Here is a 22578-nt window from a genome sequence, read left to right as displayed (position 1 = left end):
CTGAACGCTGGGGGCCCTGGCTGTCGCAACAAAATTGCGCCTTCAGGCCCCGCCATGCAGGCTTCCACGGGAACCGGGCCATGCCGAGCCCCCACGTCCAGGAGCCCCCATGTCCGCCGTCTCGCCCCTTGCCCAACCCGAGGCCTGGAACCTGGTTGCGCCGGAGTACGTGCGCGAGCTGATGCCCACCTTCGAGACGTTCTCCAGGGATGCCCTGCTCCGGGCCGGCGTGGTGCAAGGGACGCGTGTCGTGGACGTCGCCACGGGGCCGGGCACGCTCGCGCTGCTCGCCGCGCGCGACGGCGCCCGCGTCACGGCGGTGGATTTCTCCCCGGAGATGATTGCCGCCCTGCGCGCGCGGACCGCGGAGGCGAAGCTCGACATCGACATCCTGGAGGGTGACGGCATGGCGCTGCCCTTCGAGGCGAACGCGTTCGACGCCGCATTCTCCATGTTCGGCCTGATGTTCTTCCCGGACCGGGCACGTGGCTTCCAGGAGCTTCACCGGGTCCTGAAGCCGGGCGGCCGGGCCGTCGTGTCCAGTTGGACGCCCTTCGAGCGCTCGAAAGAGCTGCGCGCCGTGTACACACGCCTCTGGGAGCAGATGGGCGCGAAGCCATCGCAGCCGGGCGCCATCCCCCTGTCCGACCCCGACACCTGTCAGCGAGAGATGTCCAGCGCGGGCTTCACCCACGTCACGGTGAACGAGGTGGAAGGCTCCATCGACTACCCGTCCACGGCGGCCATGGTGGATGCCACCACCCGCTCCAGCGCGCCCGTCGTGCTGGCACGCAGGGCGCTGGGCGCGCAGTGGGAGCCGCTGCTCTGGTCCATGCACGAGTACGCGCAGGCGGAGCTGGGACCGGGGCCCCAGCGCGTCACCCTCACGGCCTACCTGACGACAGGCACCAGACCGTAGCGGACGGCCGCGTCGAGCGTGTTGCGCATCAGCATGGCGATGGTCATGGGCCCCACGCCACCGGGCACGGGGGTGATGAACGAGGCGCGCTCGGCGGAGGCCGCGAACTCCACGTCGCCCACGAGCTTGCCGTCCGGCTTGCGATTCATCCCCACGTCAATCACCACCGCGCCGGGCTTGATCCACGCGCCCTTCACCAGTTCGGCCACGCCTACCGCCACCACCAGGATGTCCGCGCCCTCCACTTCCCGGCGCAGGTCGCTCTTGCTGTGGCAGATGGTCACCGTGGCGTTCTTCTGGAGCAGCATCAACGCCATGGGCTTGCCCACGATGTTGCTGCGCCCCACCACCACCGCCCGCTTGCCCGCGGGGTCGCAGCCAATCTCCTCCAGCAGCCGCATCACCCCGTAGGGCGTGCACGCCCGGGTGGTGGACCGGCCCAGCAGCAGGTTGCCGGCGTTGAGCGGGTGGAAGCCGTCCACGTCCTTCTCCGGCTTCACGGCGGAGATGATGACGTCCGGGTCGATGTGCCTGGGCAACGGCAGCTGTACCAGGATGCCGTGCACCGCCGGGTCCGCGTTGAGCTGGTGGATGACCTCCAGCAGCGCCGCCTGGGTGATGCCCTCGTCCGGGTGGAGCTCCCAGGAGCGGAAGCCCACCTCCTCCGCGGCCTTCTTCTTCCCATTGACGTAGACCTTGGAGGCGGGGTCCTCCCCCACGCGCACCACGGCCAGCCCCGGCGTCAGGCCATGCTCGAGCTTGAGCCGGTCGACCTCCGCCTTGACCTCCGCTCGCACGCGCGCCGCAACTGCCTTGCCATCAATCAACTGGGCGTTCACCCGTGCCACTCTATGCGAAACTCCCCCGCCGGAAAGGGAGCGGAACGTCGGCCATGGGCGCAGGAACAGTTCTGGGAGCAATGCTGGGGTTGATGGCGGGGCTGCTCGTGGGCAGCCCCTGGGCCATTGTCCTGCTGCTCATCGCGGGCGGCTTCGCGGGGCGCTACTACGACGCCCAGCACGCCCTACCGCCCGAAGACCCGGAGGCGCTGTCCGGCTTCTCCCACGCCCCCTACGCGTCCGCCCATGACGCCACGTCGGAGGCGGCGCTCGTGCCTCGCGAGGAGGAGCCCTACGAGCAGTTCGCCAGTGACTTGTGCGCCGTGTTCGTCGAGGTGGCCCACGCGGATGGCGAGGTCCGCCGCGACGAGGTGCGCGTGGTGCGGCGCTACTTCCAGACGACCCTCGGCTACGGCCCCGAGGCCCTGGAGGTCGTCCGGAGCCACCTCAAGGTCTTCCTGGCCCACCCGCCCGACCTGGACGCGGCCGTCAGCGCCTGCCATGCCCAGCTCCCCTCGGCCGAGCGGCACCGGCTGCTGGACACGCTCTACGAGCTGGCGCTGGCCGACGGAGGAATGCAGCGCTCCGAACGGGAGGTCCTGCGCCGCGTCGCCGAGGGCCTGGGCATCTCCGAGGCGGACGAGCAGGCCATCATCGCCCTGCACCTGGGCGCCGGGGATGAACACTACGCCGCGCTGGGCCTGACGCCGGACGCCACCGACGTCGAGGTGAAGCGAGCCTTCCGGTTGCTCGCCGCGGAGCACCACCCCGACAAATCCGCCCACCTCGGCCGTCAGGCCGCCGAGCAGGCCGCCCGTCGCTTCCAGCAGATCCGCGACGCCTACGAAGAGATTCGGCGCCTGCGCGGGCTGTAGCGCCGGATTACATCCCTCACAGTCGCCCACGACGAGGACGCACTCTCCGCCATGAGTCAGCAGCGCAACGGCCCCAAGAAGAAGGAAGCGGCTTTCAGCAACAACCCCTTCAAGTCCGCCATCCAGGTGTTGAAGGACCAGGAGAAGAAGGAGGCGCAGGAGAAGGCCGCGGCGGAGGTCGCGAAGCGCAAGGCCGCGGCGCCCCCGCCCCGGGCCACGAAGGCGCCCAAGGTCCGCGAGGAGGACGATGCCTCCTCTTCTTCTCCGCCATGGACGGCGTGCAGCAGCTCACCAACCGGGGCGAAGCGCCGGCGCCCAACCCGCGCCTGCCGGCCATCATCGATGAAAACGCGGAGGCGCTCGCGCAGCTCTCCGAGCTGGTCGCCGGCCAGGGCGACTTCGACGTCACCGGCACGGATGAGTACATCGAAGGCGCGAGCCCCGGCATCGACCGGAACCTGCTGCGCGCGCTGCGCCGGGGCGACTTCGCCATCCAGGGACAACTGGACCTGCACGGGAAGACACAGAACGAGGCGCGCGACGCGCTGGAGCGCTTCCTGGGTGACAGCCGCCGCGCGAAGCAGCGCTGCGTGCTCGTCGTGCACGGTCGCGGTTTGAACTCCAAGGACCAGATTCCCGTGCTGAAGGAGCGGCTCAAGGGCTGGCTGTCCGAGAAGCGGATTGGCCGGATGGTGCTGGCGTTCGCCAGCGCACGGCCTCAGGACGGGGGCACCGGCGCGGTGTACGTGCTGCTCCGGCGGTAGTCTTTACGCGCGCCCGGCACTGTGCATACATGCCGCCATGGCACGCGATCTGATCGACCTGCATATCCACGTGGGTGGCGCTGTGGCGCCCCACATCCTCTGGTCCATCGCCCACCAGCAGGGCTTCAAGCTCCCGGTGAAGAACTACTTCGACTTCGTGGAGCTCATCACCTCCCGTCCGGGCAAGGTGGGAAGCCTGGACGACTACCTGAAGATCCTCCACACCTGGACGGAGAAGATCCAGTCGTCCCCCAGCGCGATTGAGCGCTCCGTCTACGAGGTCATCGGCAAGGAGTACCGCGGCAGCCGCGTGACGCAGATGGAGCTGCGCTTCAACCCGATGAAGCGCAACCTGAACTCCGAGCTGGACCTGGACCACATCATCCACGCCGCGCTGCGCGGCATGGACCGCGCGGTGCTGGAGTACGGCGTGAAGATGGGCCTCATCTTCTGCCTGGCCCGCGAGTTCGACCACCGGCTCAACAGCATCATCGTGGACAAGGCCATCAAGTACCGCACGCGCGGCGTGTACGGCATCGACCTGGCCGGCACGGAGACGAACGCCATGGAGCTGAAGCCGGAGGTCGTCACCCAGTACGAAGAGCTCTTCTCGCGGGCGCGCCGCGCCGGCCTCAAGTGCACGGTGCACACCGGCGAGACGCGCGGCACCGGCGCCGAGGGCGTCATGGCCGTGGTGGAGAAGCTCCAGCCGCACCGCATCGGCCACGGCATCCGCGCCGCCTACGACGAGCACGCGATGAAGGTGCTGCGCGAGCGCGACATCGTCCTGGAGCTGTGCCCCACGTCCAACCTGCACACCAAGGCCGTGGAGGGCGTGGAGGAGCTGCGCCACATCATCCGCACCTTCTGGGACCGCAAGGTGAAGTTCACCATCAACACCGACGGCCCCTACCTGCTGGAGACGGACATGCGGCGGGAGATCGACATCATCGAACAGAACGGCATCCTCACGCCCGAGCAGGTGGATCAGACGCTCGCCTGGGCCCGTGAGGCCTCGTTCATCCCCGCGTGAGCCACGCCATGTACGGACTCACCCGCTCGCTCCTCTTCCAGCTCTCCGCGGAGCGCGCGCACCGGCTCGGGATAGCGGGGCTCCACTACCTGGGCCGCTCACGGGACTTGTGCGAGTCCCTGCGCGAGAAGGCCCTGGAGGGCGCCCCGCCCAGCCTGGCCGTCGAGGTGGCCGGCCTGCGCTTCGCCCACCCCGTGGCGCTGGCCGCCGGCCTGGACAAGGACGCGGAGGCGGTGGACGGCCTCTTCGCCTGCGGCTTCTCCGCGGTGGAAATTGGCACCCTCACGCCCAGGCCCCAGCCCGGCAACCCCAGCCCTCGCCTGTTCCGCCTGCCGGAGCACCGCGCGATCATCAATCGCATGGGCTTCAACAACCACGGCGCGACCCAGGCCGCCGCGCGGCTGCGGATGCAGACGTGGCGTCCGGGCCCGCTGGGGGTGAACATCGGCAAGAACAAGGACACGCCGCTGGAGCAGGCGGTGGATGACTACGTGGCCTGCGTGGACGCGCTGGCGCCCCTGGGCGACTACGTGGTGGTCAACGCCTCGTCCCCCAACACGCCGGGCCTGCGCAAGCTCCAGGAGCCCGAGCAGCTAGGACAGCTCCTGGGCGCGGTGCAGGAACGCCTGGCCACCGTGGCCCCGGGCAAGCCGCTGTTCCTCAAGATTGCCCCGGACCTATCCCCCGAGGCCGTGGACGAGGTGGTGGATGTCGCGCGGGCCCAGAAGCTCGCCGGCCTCATCGCCACCAACACCACCGTGGCCCGGCCCTTCGAGCATCCCCTGGCGAAGGAAGCCGGCGGCCTGTCCGGCGCGCCCGTCCGTGAGCCCGCCAACGCCGTCATCCGCCGCGCCTGGCTGCGCAGCGGGGGCGCGCTGCCCATCATCGGCGTGGGGGGCGTCTTCACCGCCCAGGACGTCTACGAAAAGCTGCGCGCGGGGGCGTCGGTGGTGCAGGTGTACACGGGCTTCATCTACGAGGGCCCGGGCATGGTGGGAAACATCCTCCCCACCCTGGCCACCCTGCTCGCCCGCGACGGTTACAAGCAGGTCCGCGACGTCATCGGCGCCGAGCACCGGAAGCCGGGCGCACCCAACTGACGCACCGCATCAATCCGTGGACAAAAAATGAGCGCTCGCCGGCGCCTTGGAGTTTCACCGGCGAGCGCCCCGGGCCCAGTGCTTGACGGGCCTCGAAAGCTATTGCTGCACGGTGAGCGAGCCGCCGACCGTGCTGACATCCACCGCGTGGGTGCCCGAGCCATACGTCTGCTCGCGGCCGCCCAACCTCGCGGGACTGTCGTTGAAACGACCACCGACAGTATTGAATTCCAACCTCACATCCGCCTGGGCCGGCAGCTTCAGCCGGACATCCCCGCCCACTGAGGACACAGAAGTAGCCACGACCTTCCGCGGTGCCAATGCCACGGTGCCGTTCACCGTGCTGACATCCAACCGCTCCTCCGAGCCGCTCACGTCCACACGGCCATTGACTGTCGCCAGCGACTGCCGCCCCTTCACGCCCGCCACCGTCACCGGACCACCCACCGTCGCCAAATCCAAACGCGCCCGCCGTGGCACCTTCGCCGTGAACCTCACCGAGGGCCCGCTCCGACGGCAGGACCGCGTTTCTTGTTCACACGGACCGCAACAAACCCGCGCCCGAATGGCACCCTTTTCTTGGACGACTTCCACGCCCACTTCGTTCCGGGAACTCTCCGCGCCTTCCCAAACAACCGTGATTACCACGTCATTCCCGTCTACCGCATCTACGCGCACCGCGCCATCAACATTGCCGATGTGAACTTCAGGCGTACCGTCCGTGTTGAACGTCCACGTCTGGGTGGACGGCGCGGCGGCGAGGATGAGCAGCAAGGGCAGGACCATGTGCGGGCTCCGGAAGAGGTGGGATGCCCCCTTCCCTACGCCCCGGCCCCGCCCTCATTGCGCACGGTGGAGACGCAGTATCCACACCGCTCTGACATGCCTCAGGCGTCCGCGCCCCGGGCAATCCGCTGGTACAGCGCGTCATGGCGCCGGACCATCTTCTCCAGGGAGAGCTCGCGCGCCACGAAGTCCCGCGCCGCATGCCCCATGCTTCTCGCCTTCTCGGGATTCGCGAGAAGCTGACGGAAGGCCTGGGCCAGTTGAGCGGGCCGCTCCGGGTCCACCACGAGGCCACGTTCGCCATCGCGAACCAGGTCGGTGTTGCCACCCACGCGCGTCACCACCATGGGAAGCCCCGCGGCCATGCCCTCCATCACCGCGTTGGACATGCCCTCCGCGGCGGAGCAGAGGACGCCGAAGGTCGCCCGGGCGTAGATGGCGGGCACGTCCGTGCGGTGCCGCAGGAAGTGCACGGTATCGGACACGCCCAGCTCACCAGCCAGCTTCTCCAAGTCCGGCCGGCGCGGACCATCTCCCACCAGGAAGGCGTGCAGCGTGATGCCGGAATGGCGCAGTTGGGCCAGCGCGAGCAGCAGGTCCTCCTGCCGCTTCACCGGGTGATTCATGTTGGCCACGTGGACCACCACCGGCGCGGCCCCCGTGTCGGGGAGCGGCCCGCGCAGCCCTTCGCGCCTGCGGGACTCGAAGCGCGGCAAGTCCAGGCCGTTGTGGATGACGGACACGCGCGAGGCCGGCAGGCCCTCCTCGGTGATGAGCTGGTGGCGGATGGCCTCCGCGTTGCCAATCACATGGTCCGCCATGCGGCACAGCCGCGACTGCACCGCGCGCCGCGCCCGCCCCTGCCAGTGCGCCAGATCCAACCGGCCCACGATGACCTTCGTGCCCGCCAGCTTCGCCGCAGGCACGGCCACCATCGTGGAGTAGAAGTCATGCACGTGCACCAGCTCCACGCGGTTCGCCTTGAGCCAGCGCGCCATGCGGTACACCTGATACGCCGTGTTCGGCTGCACCACGGAGCCCTTGAGCGGGAAGGCCGCGGGCGCGTGGCCCAGCTTCCACACCGCGCCAATCAGCGGCCCCGAATCATCCAGCACGGACACCTGCAACCGGTAGCTGGCGGGCAGTCCCCGCAACAGCTCCAGCACCTGCACCTCGGTCCCTCCAATGTGGAAAGACCGGGTGAACTGAACCAGACGGAGGGGCTCCTGCCCCATCCGCGCCTCCTCACGTCGCATGTCCGGACCCCTCCCACGTCGCCACCACCGGCCCGCTCGGAGCCGGAACCCGTTGCATGTCCGCCGCCTCGGACGCGCGCGCCACCCGGTGCGCCGCCGCCGCCGGCCGAAGAGCACGTAGCAGTGCGCGGACAGGATGTAGCCGGAGAACAAGTCACACACGAGGTAGCCCACGACTGACGCGGACAAGGCTCGCGCCAGCCACCCCACTTCCTTGTCCCGCGACGCCTCGAAGGCGCCGCCCGCGGCCCCCGTGAACACCATGAAGAACAACAGGCCCACCCAGCCCAGCTCGCCGATGACGTCCAGGAAGATGTTGTGGGCCACGTACGCCCGGCGCGCCTCGGGGGCGCGTACATGGGCCACGCGTAGCGGAAGCCGCCCGCCCCCACGCCCAGCAGCGGCTTGTCCAGGCTGATGCGGCTGGCCACCTGCCACGCGTAGACGCGGCCCATGGCGGACGCGTCCTCGTGGAACTCGGCCACCGTCTCGTTGCGCTGCCAGAAGCTCTGCGGCGCGAAGACGAGCAGGCCCATCACGAAGAGCGAGCCCACGACAATGGCCTGGATGCGGCGCTTCTCGCGGATGGCCCACAGCGCCATGGCCGCGGAGAGACCGATGAAGCCGCCGCGCGAGTGCGAGACGACGATGGCCGCCACCGCCAGGATGGCCGCCGTCAGACACGCCAGACGCCACACCCAGCCGCTGCCCTTGCGGGCCACGAAGGCCACCGCCAGCGGCACCACCAGCGCCAGGTTCATGGCCATGTGGTTCGGGTCCGCGTAGACGCCCACCCAGCGCGCGCGGAAGCCTTCCACCAGGTCCTCGCCCACCAGGTACCAGTTGATGGCGCCAATGGACGTCACCACCGACGCCAGCACCATGGCCCCGCACACCACCGCCAGCCGACGGCCGGTGGTGATGACGTTGACGAAGGTGATGTAGATGGCGGTCAGCTTCAGCAGCTCGACGCCCGTGGTGGTCGTCACCTCCGGATTCACGGACCAGCCGACGGACGCCACCGCCAGCGTGGAGAAGGCGATCAGCGCCAGACCGCGCGAGCCGTCCACGTACAGCGGCTCCGCCCGCCCCAGCCGGCGTATCACCATGAGTCCCGCCGCCAGCCCCGACGTCACCAACGCGAGGCGCAGCGGTGCGAGCGCCGGGATCCACTCACCCGGCGCCGCGTACATGACCGCCGCGAAGGCGGTCAGCGCATAGAAGGCCCACACGTCACGGCGCTGCCCCTGCTCTCCCAGCACCATTCACTCCACCTCCCGGCAGTTGCGTCGCGCACCAATACGCGTGCCTGGGCGAAAGCAGAGGACATGCCAGGGGCCCCATCGGGCAAAGCCCTGAATCTTCTAGAACGGGGCGGCCTCGCCGGACGTGCGGGCCGCCCCGGACTGAAATTCCTACGGGACGGGGCTGCTCTCCATCGGAAGAACCGCCGAGGCCACCGGCTCCAGCCGCCCGTCCTGGAGCCAGGGCGTGCCCAGTTCCTCCAACAGCCGCGACAGGGTCAGCGTCACCAGACGGCGCAGCTCCGCATGCGCCTCCGGCGCCACCGCCGGCTCCAGGCCCTTCTGGGCGCGCTCGGCAGCGGAGGCGCGCAAGCGCGGCGCTCCCGGGGCGCCTTCGAAGAGTCGCTGGCCCAGTTCCACCACCCGCCCCAGCGGCACCGGGCGCGCGTCCGCGCGCTCCTCCAGCACCGCCATGGCCACCACCGCGGCCAGGAGGCGCTCCAGGCCCAGCGTCTCCAGGGGCACGCCGAAGCGAGCCAGGGCCTCGCGCGCCGAGTCGTCGGTGCCGCCCAGCACCCCGCGGAACACCTGCACCTGGGCCTCCGCGCGGGCCAGCAGCGCCTCGGTGGCGGCCAGCTCGCGCCGGGAGCGGAACGGCACCGGCTCCGCGCCTTCCACGCGCAGCGCCCGCCGGGGCCGCTTCTGGCGCAGCGCGGAGATGGCGGCCGCTTCCTCCGGAAGCACCATTAGCACGCCCTCCACCAGGGCGCCCGGCGCCTTGGCCAGCCGGTCCGCGCGGAACTTGAGCTGGAGCGTGAGCGAGAAGCCCGTCTGGAAGATGCGCCGCAGCGGCGTGTCGCGCAGCACGTCCGTGGCGCGCTCCGGGTCCGCCCCCGTCAGGTGCTCGAGCGCCAGGGACAGGTAGTCTCGCACCGTCTCGCTCGCGCGGCGGATGGCGTCCAAATCCCCCGGGTCCGCCAGGTCCGCCACCAGCGCGGCGCTGGCCACCTCGCGCAGCTCATCCTCCGCGTTCACCGCCTCCACCATCGTCAGGCCGCGGAAGGCCGCCTCCAGGTAGTCCACATGGCCCGTGGTGGGCGCCAGCCCTGGACGCGCGGCGGACACGGGCGCGGGCGCCACGTCCACACGGCTGAACAGGGACACCGCCTCCTCCAGCGACGGGAAGCCCATGTCCTGGAGTCGGCCGCGGCGGAACTGGTACGCCGTCTCCTCCAGCTCACTGGGAATCTCCCAGCGCACGGCCTCCAGCAGGCGCACGGCCTCGAAGGGGTTCTCCGCGATGAGGTCGTTGAGGAGCGAGCGGACGGCGGACATCTCCACGCCCTCCACCTTGATTTCGACGAGGTAACGCCCCTCCGGGGTCTCCATCGTCACGCCCGGCGGGTTGACGTCCGGGTTCTCTTCCAGGTCGTGCACCTCGATGAACTCGCGCAGGAGGATTTCGAGCACTTCCAGGTCCAGCGCGTGCAGCTTGCGCAGGAACTCCCCCGTGTCCTCCACCCCGCCCCGCGCGGCGCGCAGCCGGTGAGGACGGCGTGCGAGTCCAGCGCGTCCCGCCGCCAGCCAGCCAGGTCCACGAAGGCGCGGAACTGGCCGGGCGAGGCGAGCTGCACCAGCTCCGTCGAATCCGCGAGCCCCAGCTCCTGGATGGTGGCGTAGAGGTCCTCGGCGGGCATCGAGCGCACCAGCGCGCGGGCCTCCGCGACATCCAGGAGGGCGTCCACCCGCTGACGCGGGGACAGCCTCATCAACCGCTGACGCAGCTCCCGGGGAGCCAGCTGCGTGTCGCTTCCATTTCCCTTGCCGTTTTCGGACACGGCGCGGTCCCTACCACAGCGCCCCCCGGCCCGGGAGCAGAACCCCACCGGGAGCGGCGGCTACCGGATGATGCCGGCGGCCCTCAGACGCGGGTGGACTTGCCGAAGGTGTCGAGCAGCGCGCCCCAGACCTCATCCACGCCCAGCTTCTCCGTGGAGGAGAACGGGAGGATGACCTCCAGCGGCAGGTCCATCAGCTTGGAGAGTTCCACCAGCCGCGGCTTGCGCCTGGCCTTGGTGAGCCGGTCCACCTTGGTGGCCACCACCAGCACCCGGCGGTTGTGCGCCTGGAGATAGTCGAGCGTGGTGAGGTCGTCCGGCGTGGGGCCCACCTCCACGTCCACGATGCTGACCACGGCCTCCAGGCGGTGCCGCTTCTCCAGGTAGGTGGTGATCATCTTCTCCCACTGGGCCTTGTCCGCCTTGCTGGCCTTGGCGAAGCCGTAGCCCGGCAGGTCGGCCAGGCGGATCTGGTGGCGCACGCCGCCGCGCTCCAGGTCCACGTCGAAGAAGTTCAACGTCCGGGTGCGCCCCGGCGTGTTGGACACGCGCACCAGCTTCCTGCGGCCGGTGAGCGCGTTGATCATGGAGGATTTGCCCACGTTGGAGCGGCCGACGAAGGCCACCTCCGCCGTGTGGTCCGTCGGGTAGCCCTTGGGCTCCACGGCGGTGGTGACGAAGCGTGCGTCGAGGACCTTGATCACAACGTCATTTCTTGGCCGACGGATCCGCGGCGCGGCGGGCGCGCTCAGCGGACCAGTGGTCGATGGCCTTGAGCGACTCCTTGAAGTCGAACGGCCGGAGGGAGGGCGAGGAAGCGTCGTGGCAGGAGCGGCACTGCTTCTCAGAGGGGTCCACCAGGCCCACCAGGCGCGCCAGCTCCGAGTCCTTCATCACGTACTCGGGTGAGTAGTACTGCCCACCGCCGTGGCATGTCTCACAGGTGACATTCACCGTCGCCTGGGTGACCTGCTCCGGCGAGTGGCAGGACAGGCAGCGCCCGTCCTTCTTCTGCTGGTCGGTGAGCGAACTCTCCGCCCGGGCGTGCTTCGACTGCATCCAGGCGTCGTAGGCCTCGGGGTGGCAACCCTTGCAGCTGTCCGGGCCTACGAAGTCGGCGCCCCCGGCCGCCCCAGCGGCGGCCAGCACGAGAAGGGAGAGGATCCTGATGCCAGGAACGCGCATGAAGCCGGAGTAGCAGAGCCCCCCGGACGGGGCAAGGCGTCTCGTGGTTGAATGACCGGCAGAAACTTCCGTCGGGCATAGGGGATTGCTAGAGCCTTGCCCGCCCGTTCCAGCAGGGAGGAGCCGTATGCGCATCCTGACCGTCCTCGCCGTCCTCACCTTCGCCGTCCCCGCCGCCGCCAAGCCCTGGCAGGGCATTGAGCCGGGCGTGTCGAAGCGCGACGAAATCATCAAGAAGTTCGGTGAGCCCTCGCGCACCGTCAAGCAGGACGGCAAGGAGATCATCGCCTACCTGGCCAAGGAGGCCATCAAGGGCACCACCCAGGCCCAGTTCAAGGTGGATCCGGACACGCAACTGGTGGAGCGCATCGACGTGTTCCCCGGGCCCATCATCGACAAGGAGACGGTGGAGAACAGCTACGGCCCCTCCTGCCCCTCCGGCGCCGCGCCCGCCACGCCCTGCTACCTGCGCAAGCTGACGGACGACTTCCGCACCTACTTCCTCTACCCCCGCCTGGGCCTGGCCATCTTCTTCAACGAGGACGGCAAGACGGTTCAGTCGTTGACGTTCACCACGCAGAAGGCCGCGAAGTAGGGCCACGCCCGTGCACGTCTTCGGACTGACGGGAGGCATCGCCTCCGGCAAGAGCACCGTGACGCGCATCCTGCGGGAGCTGGGCGCGGAGGTGCTGGACGCGGACGTGATTGCCCGCGAGGTGGTGGAACCGGGCACGCCCGGCCTGGCCGCGGTGGCGGCGCGCTTCCCCGGCGTGGTGGGCTCGGACGGCCGGCTGGACCGGGTGAGGCTGGGCGCACGCATCTTCGGGGACCCCGCAGAGCGCGCCGCGCTCAACGACATCACCCACCCGCTGGTGCGTCAGGCCTTCATGGACAAGCTCCAGGCGCTGGAGGAACGGGGCGTGACGCGCGTCATCTACGACGTGCCCCTGCTCATCGAAAGCGGCATGCACGCCTGGATGGAGGCCGTGGCGGTGGTGTGGGTGCCCCGCGCGCTGCAGAAAGCCCGGCTGATGTCGCGCGACGGGATGGACTCCGACGCCGCCGACGCCCGGCTGGCCGCCCAGCTCCCCCTGGACGACAAGCGCGCCCATGCCACCTGGGTCATTGACAACAGTGGGGACCGGCGGCCACCCGCGCCCAGGTTGAAGCGATGTGGCGCGCCATGCTCGCGCGCGGCTGAGCGCCGGGTATGCTGCGCGCCGCATGAGCGAGACGCGCAAGAAGGCCACGGCCGGAACGTACTTCCTCACCGGCTACCCGGGATTCATCGGCAAGCGGCTGGTGGAACACATCGCCCGCGAGGACCCGAAGGGGCACATCTACGCGCTGGTGCAGCCCAAGTCGTTCAAGGAAGCGCAGCAGCACGCCGCCCGCGTGAAGGGCGCCAAGGTGGAGCTGCTCACCGGTGACGTGGTGGACATGCACCTGGGCTTGTCGGGCGAGGAGTACCAGCGCCTGTGCGAGCGGGTGACGGACATCTTCCACCTGGCGGCGGTGGCCCAGTTGGGCGTGGCCAAGGAGACGGCCTGGCGGGTGAACGTGGACGGCACCCGCAACATGCTGGAGCTGGCTCGGGACTGCGGGAAGCTCACGCGCTTCAACTACTTCTCCACCTGCTACGTGTCCGGCGACCGCCTGGGCGTCATCGCCGAGGACGAGCTGGACCGGGGCCAGGGCTTCCGCAACGCCTACGAGGAGACGAAGTTCCAGGCGGAGCGGCTGGTGCAGCGCGCGGGCGCCACTGTGCCCATCACCGTCTTCCGTCCCTCCAGCGTGGTGGGCGACTCCCGCACGGGGGAGATCGACCGCTTCGAGGGGCCCTACTACCTGGGCATCCTCCTGGTCACCTCGCCGCTGGTGGTGCCGCTGCCCCTGCCGGGCAATGGCGTGGCGCCGCTGAACGTGGTGCCGGTGGACTACGTGGTGGAGGCGGTGTGGCGCCTGTCGAAGGACCCGCGCGCCCAGGGCAACACCTTCCACCTGGTGGACCCCAACCCGATGAGCGCGCGCCGCGTGTACGAGCTCATCGCGGAGAAGTCGAACAAGAAGCTGCCGCGCTTCAACCTCTCCGCGCGGGCGGCGGACGTCATGCTGCGGCTGCCGCTGCTGGAGAAGCTGGCCCGCCCACAGCGCGCCGCCATCAGCTACGTCAACCACCTGGCCATCTACAACTGCCACAACACGCTGGAGCTGCTGGACGGCACCGGCGTGCGGTGCCCTCCCCTGTCGTCCTATCTGGATCAGCTCGTGGCCTACGTGCGGGAGCAGTACCGCAAGCGCCGCGAGGGCTCGGACGAGGACGACCCGTTGGATCAGGGCACGGCACCCGACGCGGAGCGTCCCTGAGCACGCGCGGCGGCCAGCCGTGGTAGATCCACGGTTCCCATGCCACGCACCTACCAGCCAGGCGACACGTTCACGCACGTCCGCGAGTGCGACCGGTACCGGCCGATTTACTACGCGGGCGCCTCGGGGGATTACAACCCCATCCACATCGACCCGGAGGCGGGCTCCGCCGCCGGACTCCATGGCAACATCCTCCAGGGGCTGTGCACCTTGGGATGGGTGGTGGAAGCCATTGCCGGCTTCGTGGAGGACCCCGGCCGGGTCCGCCGCGTGAAGGCGCGCTTCTCGCGCCCGGTGCGGCCCGAGGACACGATTACCTTCCAGGGCCGGGTCACCGCCGTCCAGGACGGGCGGCTCACGGCGGAAGTCTCCGCCACCAACCAGCGCGGCGAGGACGTCCTCAAGGGCGCCGTCGTCGAAGCCTTCATCGGGTAACGACCATGGCCCTCGACAAGCAATTCATCGGCCGTGAGTACGGCCCGTACCACTACACCCTGGGCGAGGAGAAGATGCGCGAGTTCACGCTCGCCGTCGGCGGCGCGAAGCCGGGCGCCGGAACGCCGGGCGAGCCTCCCGCGCACGTCAGCCCGCTCCTCTACGACGCGCAGGCCGCCAAGGCGGGGCCGCACGGGGGCCTCATCGCCTTCCCCAGCTTCGCCGTCGTCTTCGCCATCCGCCCCTTCAGCGCCGCCATCGCGGACCCCGCGCTGAACATCAACATGCAGATGCTGGTGCACGGCGAACAGGACCTGGAGTTCCTGGACGTCATGCGCCCCGGCGACGTGATGACGACCACTGGCCGCATCGCGGACCTCTACGAGCGCGCCCGCATGGGCTTCGTCATCGTCACCAGCGAGTCGCGCAACCAGCACGGCACCCTGGTGGTGAAGGGCACGTGGACGGCCATCATCCGCGGCTAGCCGTCAGCCCGCGGAGATGACGCCTTCATCGATGAGCTGAACGAGGATGCGCGCGGTATCCAGCCGCGTCATCCCCGACAGCGAGAAGAGGTCCTCGTAGCTCACCGAACCGTCAATCTGCGCCAGCACGAAGCCGGCGCGGTGGTCCAGGTTGAGCCAGATGATGTCGTCCGGCTGCAGGCGCACCGCGGGCACCCGGCCCAGGTCGCCCAGCTTGGACTCCAGCCGGGCCATCAGCATCCGCTCACTGCGCGCGCGCAGCGACTCCACGCGGAGGTCCGACGGCGCCAGCTCCTTCGCCTTGAAGAGCAGGTCCACCGCGCCGGAGTGGTCATCCAGCTCCAGCAGGTCCTCGGCCCCGCGCAGGAGCAGGTCCAGCTCGCTCTCCATCACGGGGAGGCCGAACTCCTGGGTGTGGCCCTCGGGGATGCCGTACTCGTCGGTGTCCCCCTTCGCCTGGATGACGGGCTCGTCGAATTCGAGGACCACGTCGCGCGCCAGCAGCTCCAACACGTCCGCCGGCGCGCCCTCCAGCGCCTCCGGAAGGACGACAGGCGCCGAGGGCGACTTGCCACTGGACTCCGAGGGGCCGCCCTGCCCTTCCGCCCATGCGCCCCAGTCGCCTTCCAGTGCCGGTGAGACGGGCAGGTCCGCGTCGGTGGGCGCCAGCCGCCCCAGCGAAGGCTCCAACTCCGGAGGCCGCTCGAACGGCGTCGCCGTGCCCCGCGAAGGCGCGCCCGCGGCGGCCGCCGGTACTCCCGGGCGCGGGTGTTGGTCGGATCCAGCTCCAGCGCGCGCTCGAAGAGCCGCTGCGCTCCCTGGGCGTCGCCACTGAGGCGCAGCCACAGTCCTGCCTCGATGAGCTGGTTCGCGCGCTGGCTGCTCATCTACCGCCCCGTGCCGCCGGGCGCCGGGCCCTTGAGCTGCGCCAGGCATCCCGTGAGCAGTTCACACGCGCGGCCCAGCGCCGCCACGTCTTCGCCCGCGCGGACCGCGCGCGCGTGCTCCAGCACCTGCTCCGCGCGAGGCATCACATCCGGCGCCAGACCGCCCCCACCGGCAGAAGCCGCGCCCGCGTCAGCGCGTCCACCACGTCGCGCGCCAGCGAGTCCAGCTCCACGCGCCGCGTCTTCAGCTCCTCGGACGCCCGCGCGGCGATGAGGTAGCCGCGCTGCTCGTCCATGATGCGCTGGAGCTCCTCCTCCGTGAGGCCGCTGGACGCGGTGACGGTGATGGACTGGCGAAGCCCCGTCTCCCGGTCCTTCGCGTGCACGGAGACGATGCCTTCCGCGTTGATGTCAAAGGTGACGTCAATCTCCACCTGGCCCCGGGGCGCCTCCCGCAGGCCGGTGAGGACGAACTCGCCCAGCAGCTCGTTCTGGTGCGCCAGGTCGTGCTCCCCCTGGAGCACCATGATCTTCACGACGCGCTGGAAGTCCTTCGACGTGGCGAAGACCTCCGTGGCCGACGTGGGCACCGTGGTGTTCTTGGGGATGAGCCGGCGCACGGAGCCCCCGGCGATGGCCACGCCCAGGCTCTGCGGCGTCACGTCCAGCAAGAGCAGCTCGTGCTCCGGCTGCACCAGCGCATGGGCTTGAATCGCGGCGCCCAGCGCCACCACCTCGTCCGGATGGACGCCCTTGCAGGGCTCGCGGCGGAAGTAGCCGCGCACGGCCTCCACGATTTTCGGCATGCGCGACATGCCGCCCACGAGGATGACTTCCTTGAGCTCGGAGGCGCGCACGCCCGCCTCGCCGAGCACCTCGGTGGTCAGCCCCACCACCCGCTCCGCCAGGTCGGACGTCAGGTCATCCAGCTTGTCGCGGCTCAGCGTGGCTTGCAGGTGCAGCGCCGCACCACCGCCGGGCGGCGTGCAGATGAAGGGCAGGTTGAGCCCCGCCTCGCGCACACTGGACAGCTCCACCTTGGCCTTCTCCGCCGCGTCCTTGAGCCGCTGCAACGCCATGCGGTCCTTGCGCAGGTCGATGCCGTGCTCCTTCGCGAAGCCGAAGACGAGCCATTCGATGATGCGGTTGTCCCAGTCCTCGCCGCCCAGATAGGTGTCACCGCCGGTGCCCACCACGTCGAAGACGCCCTGGGAGATATCCAGCACGGACACGTCGAAGGTCCCGCCCCCCAGGTCCAGCACCGCCACGCGCCCGTTCACCGTGCGGCCGAAGCCGTAGGCCAGCGCCGCGGCCGTGGGCTCGTTGATGATTCGCAGCACGTCCAGCCCGGCGATGCGGCCCGCGTCCTTGGTGGCCTGGCGCTGGGCGTCGTTGAAGTAGGCCGGCACCGTGATGACGGCCTTGGAGACGGGCCGGCCGAAGTGCGCCTCCGCGTCCGCCTTCAGCTCCTGGAGAATCATGGCGCTGATTTCGGGGACGGACAGGTCCTTGCCGCCCATGCGGATGCGCAAGTCGTCGTGCTGCCCCGCCACCACCTCGTAGGACAGCGCGCGCAGCGAGTCCTGCACCTCGTGCGAGGAGAACTTCCGGCCGATGAGCCGCTTGGCCGCGTACACCGTCTCCTGCGGATTGGTGATGGCCTGCCGCTTGGCGATGCTTCCCACCAGCCGCTTGCCGTTCTTCGCCATGGCCACGACGGAGGGCGTGAGCCCCTGGCCCGTGCGGTTCTTGATGACGACGGGCTGGCCGTCCTGGACGGTGGCGACGATGCTGTTCGTCGTTCCCAGGTCGATGCCAATGAGGGGTTCGGGCTCAGCCATGGGGAACCGTACTTACTCCTAGAACGTCCAGCGCAGCTTCTTGAGCGCGGCCTTCGCTTCCGCGTTGTCCGGGGCCAGCTTCGCCGCATCCTCGAAGGCTCGCTTCGCGAGTTTCTTCGATCCGCTGTCCAACAGCACCTTTCCCAGCGTCAGGTGGTGCTCGACCTTGTCGGGTTCCAGCTCCACGGCGCGCTGCGCCAGCCCTCGGCTTTCGGCTGCATCCTGCCCCAACAGGTGCCCCAGGCGGGCGCAGCGCCAGGCGGCCTCGGCGTTCTGGTCGTCCAGCGAGCAGGCGAGCCGGTAGGCCGACATGGCCCCATGCGTGTCGCCATGCCGCTCCATCTCCCGCCCTCGAGCGACCTCGATGGTCGCCCGCTGCGAGTCATGCCCCCGGCGCGCCTTGACCAGGAGAAGAGCGACTTCGCGGTTCTTCGGGTCCATCGTCTGGACCTGATGGAAGTCGTGATAGGCCCGCTCCCAGTCGCCACTGGCGATGGCGGCCTTGCCCCGGGCAATCAGCTCGGCCAGCCGGCCCGTGCGGGCCGTAGGGATGCCGGGCCAACCGGGCCTGCCGCTCCGCCCGGCGCGCTTCGGACGCGCCATCATCCGGCGGTGGCGCCAGCGGACGCGACGGCGGCGGAATGGATGAAGGCCCGCTGGACGCCACGGGCGGACGGGGCGCCGGGGGTGGCGATGAAACCTGATGCACCGGCGGCGGCTCTGGCGTCAGCAGCTGCTGCGCAGGCGCGGACGGAGGCGGCGCGGAGGGGGCGGCGGCGCGGCGGCGCGTTCGGCCTGAGCCAGTGCCGGATTCGCGCGCAGGTAGGCCTCGCGCTTGTCCGGCTGCATGAGCACGTTGTGCGCGTCCGTGAGGCGCCGGAAGATGCGCTCCATGCGGGCGCGGAAGCTGCCCAGGTTCTTCCCGAAGTAGCGGTCCGGATGGAAGCGGCGCGAGGCGTTGTAATACGCCTGCTTCACCTCCGACGCGGGAGCCCCGGGCTTCAGCCCCAACACGGCGAAGTGGTCCATCGCGTCGAGCGAGCGCTCCAGCTCGATGATCTCCTTCTTCCGCTCCGGCTCGAGGTCCACCTCCTCGGCCATGGCCGCGTCCACCACGGGCGCGGGCGCGCCCCGAGGCACCACCCGGGCGGGGACGATGGCGCCCTTGGCCCGCAGCGACAGCAGCACGGCGATGGTGCGCGGCTCGCCCAGCTTGGAGCGCGCCAGCACCTGGTCGATGCGCTCCACGCGCCCCACGAGCTGGAGCACCGAGCCCTCTTCCGCGGTGAGCTGGAGACGCGCTGCATCCAGTTGGGGCACCGTGGCGATGTGATCCGTCAGGGCCCCCAGCCCGATGATCGTGTTTGGCGCACTCACAGTGACAGTCCGAGGAAAGACTTCCGGAGTTTCCAGACTAGGGTTCCGGACGCAGGGCGTCAAACGTCCGTGAACCCTTCCCCATGCGGTGGAACGCGGCCACGCCGGTCAGTTGGCGGCGAGCACGCGCTCGAGAATGGACAGGCCTTCATCCAACTCACGCACGGTGACGATGAAGGGCGGCGCGAAGCGCAGCGTGCGGTCGCCGGCGGCATTCACCAGCAGCCCCTCGCCGCGCAGTTGGGCGATGACGGGCGCCACCTCGCGATCCAACTCCACGCCCACCAGCAGCCCCTGGCCGCGCACGGCCTGGATGCGGCCCGCGGGCAGCCGGCCCTGGAGCTCCCGCGCCCGGGCGAGCAGATAGGCGCCCTTCTCCTGGACCTCGTCCAGGAAGCCGGGACGGCGGAGGATGCGCACCACGGCATTGGCGGCGGCCGCGGCCACCGGGTTGCCACCAAAGGTGGAGCCGTGCGTGCCCGGCGTGAGGCTGGCGCCCAGCGCTTCCTTGCAGAGCATGGCGCCAATCGGCAGGCCGTTGCCCAGCGCCTTCGCCACGCTGATGCCGTCCGGGACGATGCCCTCGTGCATGAAGCCGAACGGCTTGCCGGTGCGGCCCATGCCCGTCTGGACTTCGTCCACCAGCAGCAGCAGCCCGTGCTCGTCACACAGCGCGCGCAGACCGGCGAGGAACCCCTGGGGCGCCATCCGCACCCCACCCTCCCCTTGGATGGGCTCCACGAGGATGGCGGCGGTCGCCGGGCCCACGGCCTTGCGCACCGCTTCGAGGTCGCCATAGGGCACGTGGGTGAAGCCGGCGGGCAGCGGCTCGAAGCCCTTCTGGTACTTCGCCTGGCCAGTGGCGGTGACGGTGGCCAGGGTGCGGCCGTGGAAGCTGCTGTCGAAGGAGATGACCTCGAAGCGCTCCGGGGTGCCGCGGTCCTTCATCACCTTGCGCGTCAGCTTGAGCAGCGCCTCGTTCGCCTCCGCGCCCGAGTTGCAGAAGAACGCGCGTGACAGGCCGGACCACTCGGTGAGTTGCGCGGCCAGGTCAATCTGGGGCTGCGAATAGAAGGCGTTGGAGACATGCCACAGTGAATCCAGCTGCGCCTTCGCGGCGGCCACGACGTCCGGGTGGCAATGTCCCAGCGCGCACGTGGCGATGCCACCAATCAGGTCCAGGTACTCGCGGCCATCCGTGTCCCAGACACGAGCCCCCTGGCCCCGAGCCAGGACGAAGGGCGGCTGCTTGTAGTTCTGCAGCAGGTGGCGCTTCGCCTTCTGGACCAGGGCGTCGGTGGAGGAGTCGGACGATGCGGAGGGGGACAGCTCGGATTGCGACAAGGCAGTCATCCTTCGTGCGGTACGGTGCCCCTCCGCATATAGCGCGCTACAGGATGTAGCGCGACAGGTCCTCATCCTGGACGATGGCAGCCAGGCGCTCGCGCACGTAGGCGGCGTCCACCTGGAAATCCCGGGGTCCCATCTCACTGGCGGAGAAGGACACCTCGTCCAGCAGTCGCTCCAGGATGGTGTGCAGCCGCCGGGCGCCGATGTTCGCCGTGCTCTCGTTGGCCTGCTGGGCGATGCGCGCCAGCTCCGTCACCGCGTCGTCGGTGAAGGACAGACGCACCCCTTCGGTGCTGAGCAGGGCCGTGTACTGTCGCAAGAGCGAATTCTTCGGCTCCCGGAGGATTCGGACCAGGTCCTCGCCCGTCAGGGGCTCCAGCTCCACGCGGATGGGGAAGCGGCCCTGCAATTCCGGGATGAGGTCGCTGGGCTTGGAGACGTGGAAGGCGCCAGCGGCGATGAAGAGCATGTGGTCCGTCTTCACCACGCCATACTTGGTGTTGATGGTGGAGCCCTCGACGATGGGGAGGATGTCCCGCTGGACGCCCTCCCGGGACACGTCCGGGCCGCCCCCGCCCTTGCCGCCCTCGCGGCTGGCAATCTTGTCGATTTCGTCGATGAAGATGATGCCGTTCATCTCGGCGCGGAGCACGGCCTCGCGCTGGACGCGGTCGGGGTCCACCAGCTTGGCGGCCTCTTCCTTGCGCAGGAGCTGAAGCGCCTCGGGCACGCGCACGCGACGGCGGCGCGTCTTGTTCATGCCCGGCATGTTCTTGAAGAGGTCCTGGAGGTTGACGCCAATCTCCTCCATGCCCTGGCCGGAGAAGCCCCGCATGAAGGTGGGCGACGACTCCGCGGTCTCCACCTCCACCTCCACGTCATCCAGGGTGCCGGCGCGGAGCTGGGCGCGGAACTTCTCGCGCGCGGTGTCGCTGACACGCTGGACCGGTGGGGGTGGCGGTGGGGCGAAGCCGAACGGCGGCGTCGCGGACGACGACTTCACGCCGCCGCCCTGCATCAGCTCGATCAAGCGGTCCTCGGCCAACTCCTCGGCGCGGGGGCCCACCTTCTCGGTCTCCTCCTCGCGGACCAGCGCGATGGCGGCCTCGACGAGGTCGCGAATCATCGACTCGACGTCACGGCCGACGTAGCCGACCTCGGTGAACTTGGAGGCCTCCACCTTGACGAAGGGCGCCTGGGCGAGCTTCGCCAGGCGGCGGGCAATCTCCGTCTTCCCCACGCCGGTGGGGCCAATCATGATGATGTTCTTCGGGTGGATTTCATCCCGCAGGTCGTCGTTGACCTGCTGGCGGCGCCACCGGTTGCGCAGGGCAATGGCGACGGCGCGCTTGGCGGCGTTCTGCCCGACGATGTAGCGGTCCAGCTCGCTGACGACCTCGCGAGGCGTGAAGGCGGACAACTTGCGCGATTCGGCCACGGGGTGTGTCTCCTAGAGCTCTTCGATGGAGATGTTGGCGTTGGTGTAGATGTCGATTTCACCCGCGATGGTGAGCGACTGGTGCACCACGTCGCGGGCAGACATCTGCGTGTGCGCCATGAGGGCGCGCGCGGCGGCGAACGCGTAGGGGCCACCACTGCCCACCGCGGCGATGCCGTAGTCGGGCTCAATCACGTCACCCGCGCCGGAGAGGATGAACGTCTTCTCCTTGTCGGCGACGATGAGGAGCGCTTCCAGCCGGCGGAGGAAGCGGTCGGTGCGCCAGTCCTTGCCCAGCTCCACGCAGGCGCGGGCCATGTTCTTCTGGTGCTCCTTGAGCTTGGCCTCGAAGCGCTCGAAGAGCGTGAAGGCGTCCGCGGTGCTGCCAGCGAAGCCGGCGAGCACCTGGCCTTCGCCCAGCCGGCGGACCTTCTTCGCCGTGTTCTTCATCACGGTCTTTTCGAGGGAGACCTGGCCGTCGCTGGCGATGGCGACCTTCCCGTCACGCCGCACGCAGAGGATGGTGGTGCCGTGGAACATAGGACCCGGGGTTTAACAA

General features: G+C 69.6%; 19 protein-coding genes and 5 pseudogenes. 10 read left to right on the top strand and 14 right to left on the bottom strand.

Features of this window, described 5'->3' with window-relative positions; genetic code table 11:
* Positions 1–109 precede the first annotated feature (109 nt).
* Positions 110–919 (top strand): class I SAM-dependent methyltransferase, encoded by an 810-nt coding sequence (locus QEG98_RS16000; RefSeq protein WP_316567288.1) that lies wholly within the window; start codon positions 110–112, stop codon positions 917–919.
* Here QEG98_RS16000 and folD read toward each other — a convergent pair.
* The gene (gene folD, locus QEG98_RS15995) at positions 892–1758 is read right to left on the bottom strand and encodes a bifunctional methylenetetrahydrofolate dehydrogenase/methenyltetrahydrofolate cyclohydrolase FolD (protein WP_316567902.1); all 867 of its coding nucleotides are present in this window, start codon (positions 1756–1758) and stop codon (positions 892–894) included. The genes QEG98_RS16000 and folD overlap by 28 nt on opposite strands.
* 53 nt (positions 1759–1811) lie before the next feature.
* Between folD and QEG98_RS15990 the strand changes: the two genes are divergently transcribed.
* Positions 1812–2633, top strand: coding sequence for a TerB family tellurite resistance protein (locus QEG98_RS15990; protein ID WP_316567287.1), 822 nt, complete (start codon positions 1812–1814; stop codon positions 2631–2633).
* 56 nt (positions 2634–2689) lie between these two features.
* On the opposite strand, the gene QEG98_RS15985 is transcribed toward QEG98_RS15990, so the two are convergent.
* Positions 2690–2863, bottom strand: a complete 174-nt coding sequence (locus tag QEG98_RS15985) for a hypothetical protein (protein WP_316567286.1) — start codon at positions 2861–2863, stop codon at positions 2690–2692.
* A 39-nt stretch (positions 2864–2902) separates the two neighbouring features.
* On the opposite strand from QEG98_RS15985, the gene QEG98_RS15980 reads away from it, so the two are divergent.
* The 3 genes from QEG98_RS15980 to QEG98_RS15970 are packed head-to-tail and all read left to right on the top strand — an operon-like array spanning position 2903 to position 5530.
* A complete protein-coding gene (locus tag QEG98_RS15980; protein WP_316567285.1) occupies positions 2903–3397 on the top strand; it encodes a Smr/MutS family protein in 495 nt (164 codons plus the stop codon).
* Between the two features lie 37 nt (positions 3398–3434).
* On the top strand, positions 3435–4430 hold the full coding sequence (locus QEG98_RS15975; RefSeq protein ID WP_090492933.1) for an adenosine deaminase: 996 nt from the start codon (positions 3435–3437) through the stop codon (positions 4428–4430).
* An 8-nt stretch (positions 4431–4438) separates the two neighbouring features.
* Positions 4439–5530 (top strand): quinone-dependent dihydroorotate dehydrogenase, encoded by a 1092-nt coding sequence (locus QEG98_RS15970; protein ID WP_316567284.1) that lies wholly within the window; start codon positions 4439–4441, stop codon positions 5528–5530.
* Positions 5531–5629: 99 nt separating this feature from the next.
* Here QEG98_RS15970 and QEG98_RS15965 read toward each other — a convergent pair whose 3' ends face one another.
* The 6 genes and pseudogenes from QEG98_RS15965 to QEG98_RS15940 all read right to left on the bottom strand — a co-directional run bounded on the left by QEG98_RS15965 (position 5630) and on the right by QEG98_RS15940 (position 11803).
* On the bottom strand, positions 5630–6304 hold the full coding sequence (locus tag QEG98_RS15965) for a hypothetical protein (protein ID WP_316567283.1): 675 nt from the start codon (positions 6302–6304) through the stop codon (positions 5630–5632).
* Between the two features lie 113 nt (positions 6305–6417).
* Positions 6418–7572 (bottom strand): spore coat polysaccharide biosynthesis glycosyltransferase ExoK, encoded by a 1155-nt coding sequence (exoK, locus tag QEG98_RS15960; protein WP_316567282.1) that lies wholly within the window; start codon positions 7570–7572, stop codon positions 6418–6420.
* Positions 7562–8837, bottom strand: a pseudogene (gene exoJ, locus QEG98_RS15955) (spore coat polysaccharide polymerase ExoJ). Before exoJ ends, exoK begins: the two are co-directional and overlap by 11 nt.
* A 150-nt stretch (positions 8838–8987) precedes the next feature.
* Positions 8988–10702: pseudogene (locus tag QEG98_RS15950) on the bottom strand (DUF6178 family protein).
* A 35-nt stretch (positions 10703–10737) separates the two neighbouring features.
* A complete protein-coding gene (yihA, locus tag QEG98_RS15945) occupies positions 10738–11358 on the bottom strand; it encodes a ribosome biogenesis GTP-binding protein YihA/YsxC (protein ID WP_140862279.1) in 621 nt (206 codons plus the stop codon).
* 4 nt (positions 11359–11362) lie between these two features.
* Positions 11363–11803 (bottom strand): cytochrome c family protein, encoded by a 441-nt coding sequence (locus QEG98_RS15940; protein WP_225888846.1) that lies wholly within the window; start codon positions 11801–11803, stop codon positions 11363–11365.
* Positions 11804–11966: 163 nt separating this feature from the next.
* Between QEG98_RS15940 and QEG98_RS15935 the strand changes: the two genes are divergently transcribed.
* The 5 genes and pseudogenes from QEG98_RS15935 to QEG98_RS15915 all read left to right on the top strand — a co-directional run bounded on the left by QEG98_RS15935 (position 11967) and on the right by QEG98_RS15915 (position 15126).
* Positions 11967–12434 carry a hypothetical protein gene (locus QEG98_RS15935; RefSeq protein ID WP_090492922.1) on the top strand — a complete coding sequence of 156 codons (468 nt, stop codon included), beginning with the start codon at positions 11967–11969 and terminating at the stop codon, positions 12432–12434.
* A 10-nt stretch (positions 12435–12444) separates the two neighbouring features.
* Positions 12445–12921 (top strand): annotated as a pseudogene (coaE, locus tag QEG98_RS15930) (dephospho-CoA kinase); the annotation flags it as partial.
* 142 nt (positions 12922–13063) lie between these two features.
* On the top strand, positions 13064–14206 hold the full coding sequence (locus QEG98_RS15925; protein WP_316567281.1) for an SDR family oxidoreductase: 1143 nt from the start codon (positions 13064–13066) through the stop codon (positions 14204–14206).
* A gap of 39 nt (positions 14207–14245) precedes the next feature.
* On the top strand, positions 14246–14641 hold the full coding sequence (locus QEG98_RS15920; protein WP_090492918.1) for a MaoC family dehydratase: 396 nt from the start codon (positions 14246–14248) through the stop codon (positions 14639–14641).
* 5 nt (positions 14642–14646) lie between these two features.
* Positions 14647–15126, top strand: a complete 480-nt coding sequence (locus tag QEG98_RS15915; RefSeq protein ID WP_011553074.1) for a MaoC family dehydratase N-terminal domain-containing protein — start codon at positions 14647–14649, stop codon at positions 15124–15126.
* A 3-nt stretch (positions 15127–15129) separates the two neighbouring features.
* Here QEG98_RS15915 and QEG98_RS15910 read toward each other — a convergent pair whose 3' ends face one another.
* From QEG98_RS15910 to hslV, 6 genes and pseudogenes are all read right to left on the bottom strand, one after another.
* Positions 15130–15816 carry a hypothetical protein gene (locus QEG98_RS15910; RefSeq protein WP_316567280.1) on the bottom strand — a complete coding sequence of 229 codons (687 nt, stop codon included), beginning with the start codon at positions 15814–15816 and terminating at the stop codon, positions 15130–15132.
* Between the two features lie 197 nt (positions 15817–16013).
* Positions 16014–17854: pseudogene (gene dnaK, locus QEG98_RS15905) on the bottom strand (molecular chaperone DnaK).
* 18 nt (positions 17855–17872) lie between these two features.
* Positions 17873–19231 (bottom strand): annotated as a pseudogene (locus QEG98_RS41925) (DnaJ domain-containing protein).
* Between the two features lie 108 nt (positions 19232–19339).
* The gene (locus tag QEG98_RS15890) at positions 19340–20584 is read right to left on the bottom strand and encodes an acetylornithine transaminase (RefSeq protein ID WP_316567277.1); all 1245 of its coding nucleotides are present in this window, start codon (positions 20582–20584) and stop codon (positions 19340–19342) included.
* Positions 20585–20621: 37 nt separating this feature from the next.
* A complete protein-coding gene (hslU, locus tag QEG98_RS15885; RefSeq protein WP_090492908.1) occupies positions 20622–22019 on the bottom strand; it encodes an ATP-dependent protease ATPase subunit HslU in 1398 nt (465 codons plus the stop codon).
* Positions 22020–22031: 12 nt separating this feature from the next.
* A complete protein-coding gene (gene hslV, locus QEG98_RS15880; RefSeq protein ID WP_011553068.1) occupies positions 22032–22559 on the bottom strand; it encodes an ATP-dependent protease subunit HslV in 528 nt (175 codons plus the stop codon).
* Between the last annotated feature and the right edge of the window lie 19 nt (positions 22560–22578).

Source organism: Myxococcus sp. MxC21-1 (genome assembly GCF_032612255.1).
GTDB classification, from domain to species: Bacteria; Myxococcota; Myxococcia; order Myxococcales; family Myxococcaceae; genus Myxococcus; species Myxococcus virescens.
Note: the sequence above shows the minus strand (reverse complement) of the source record. Positions and strands in the feature narration are given on the sequence as shown.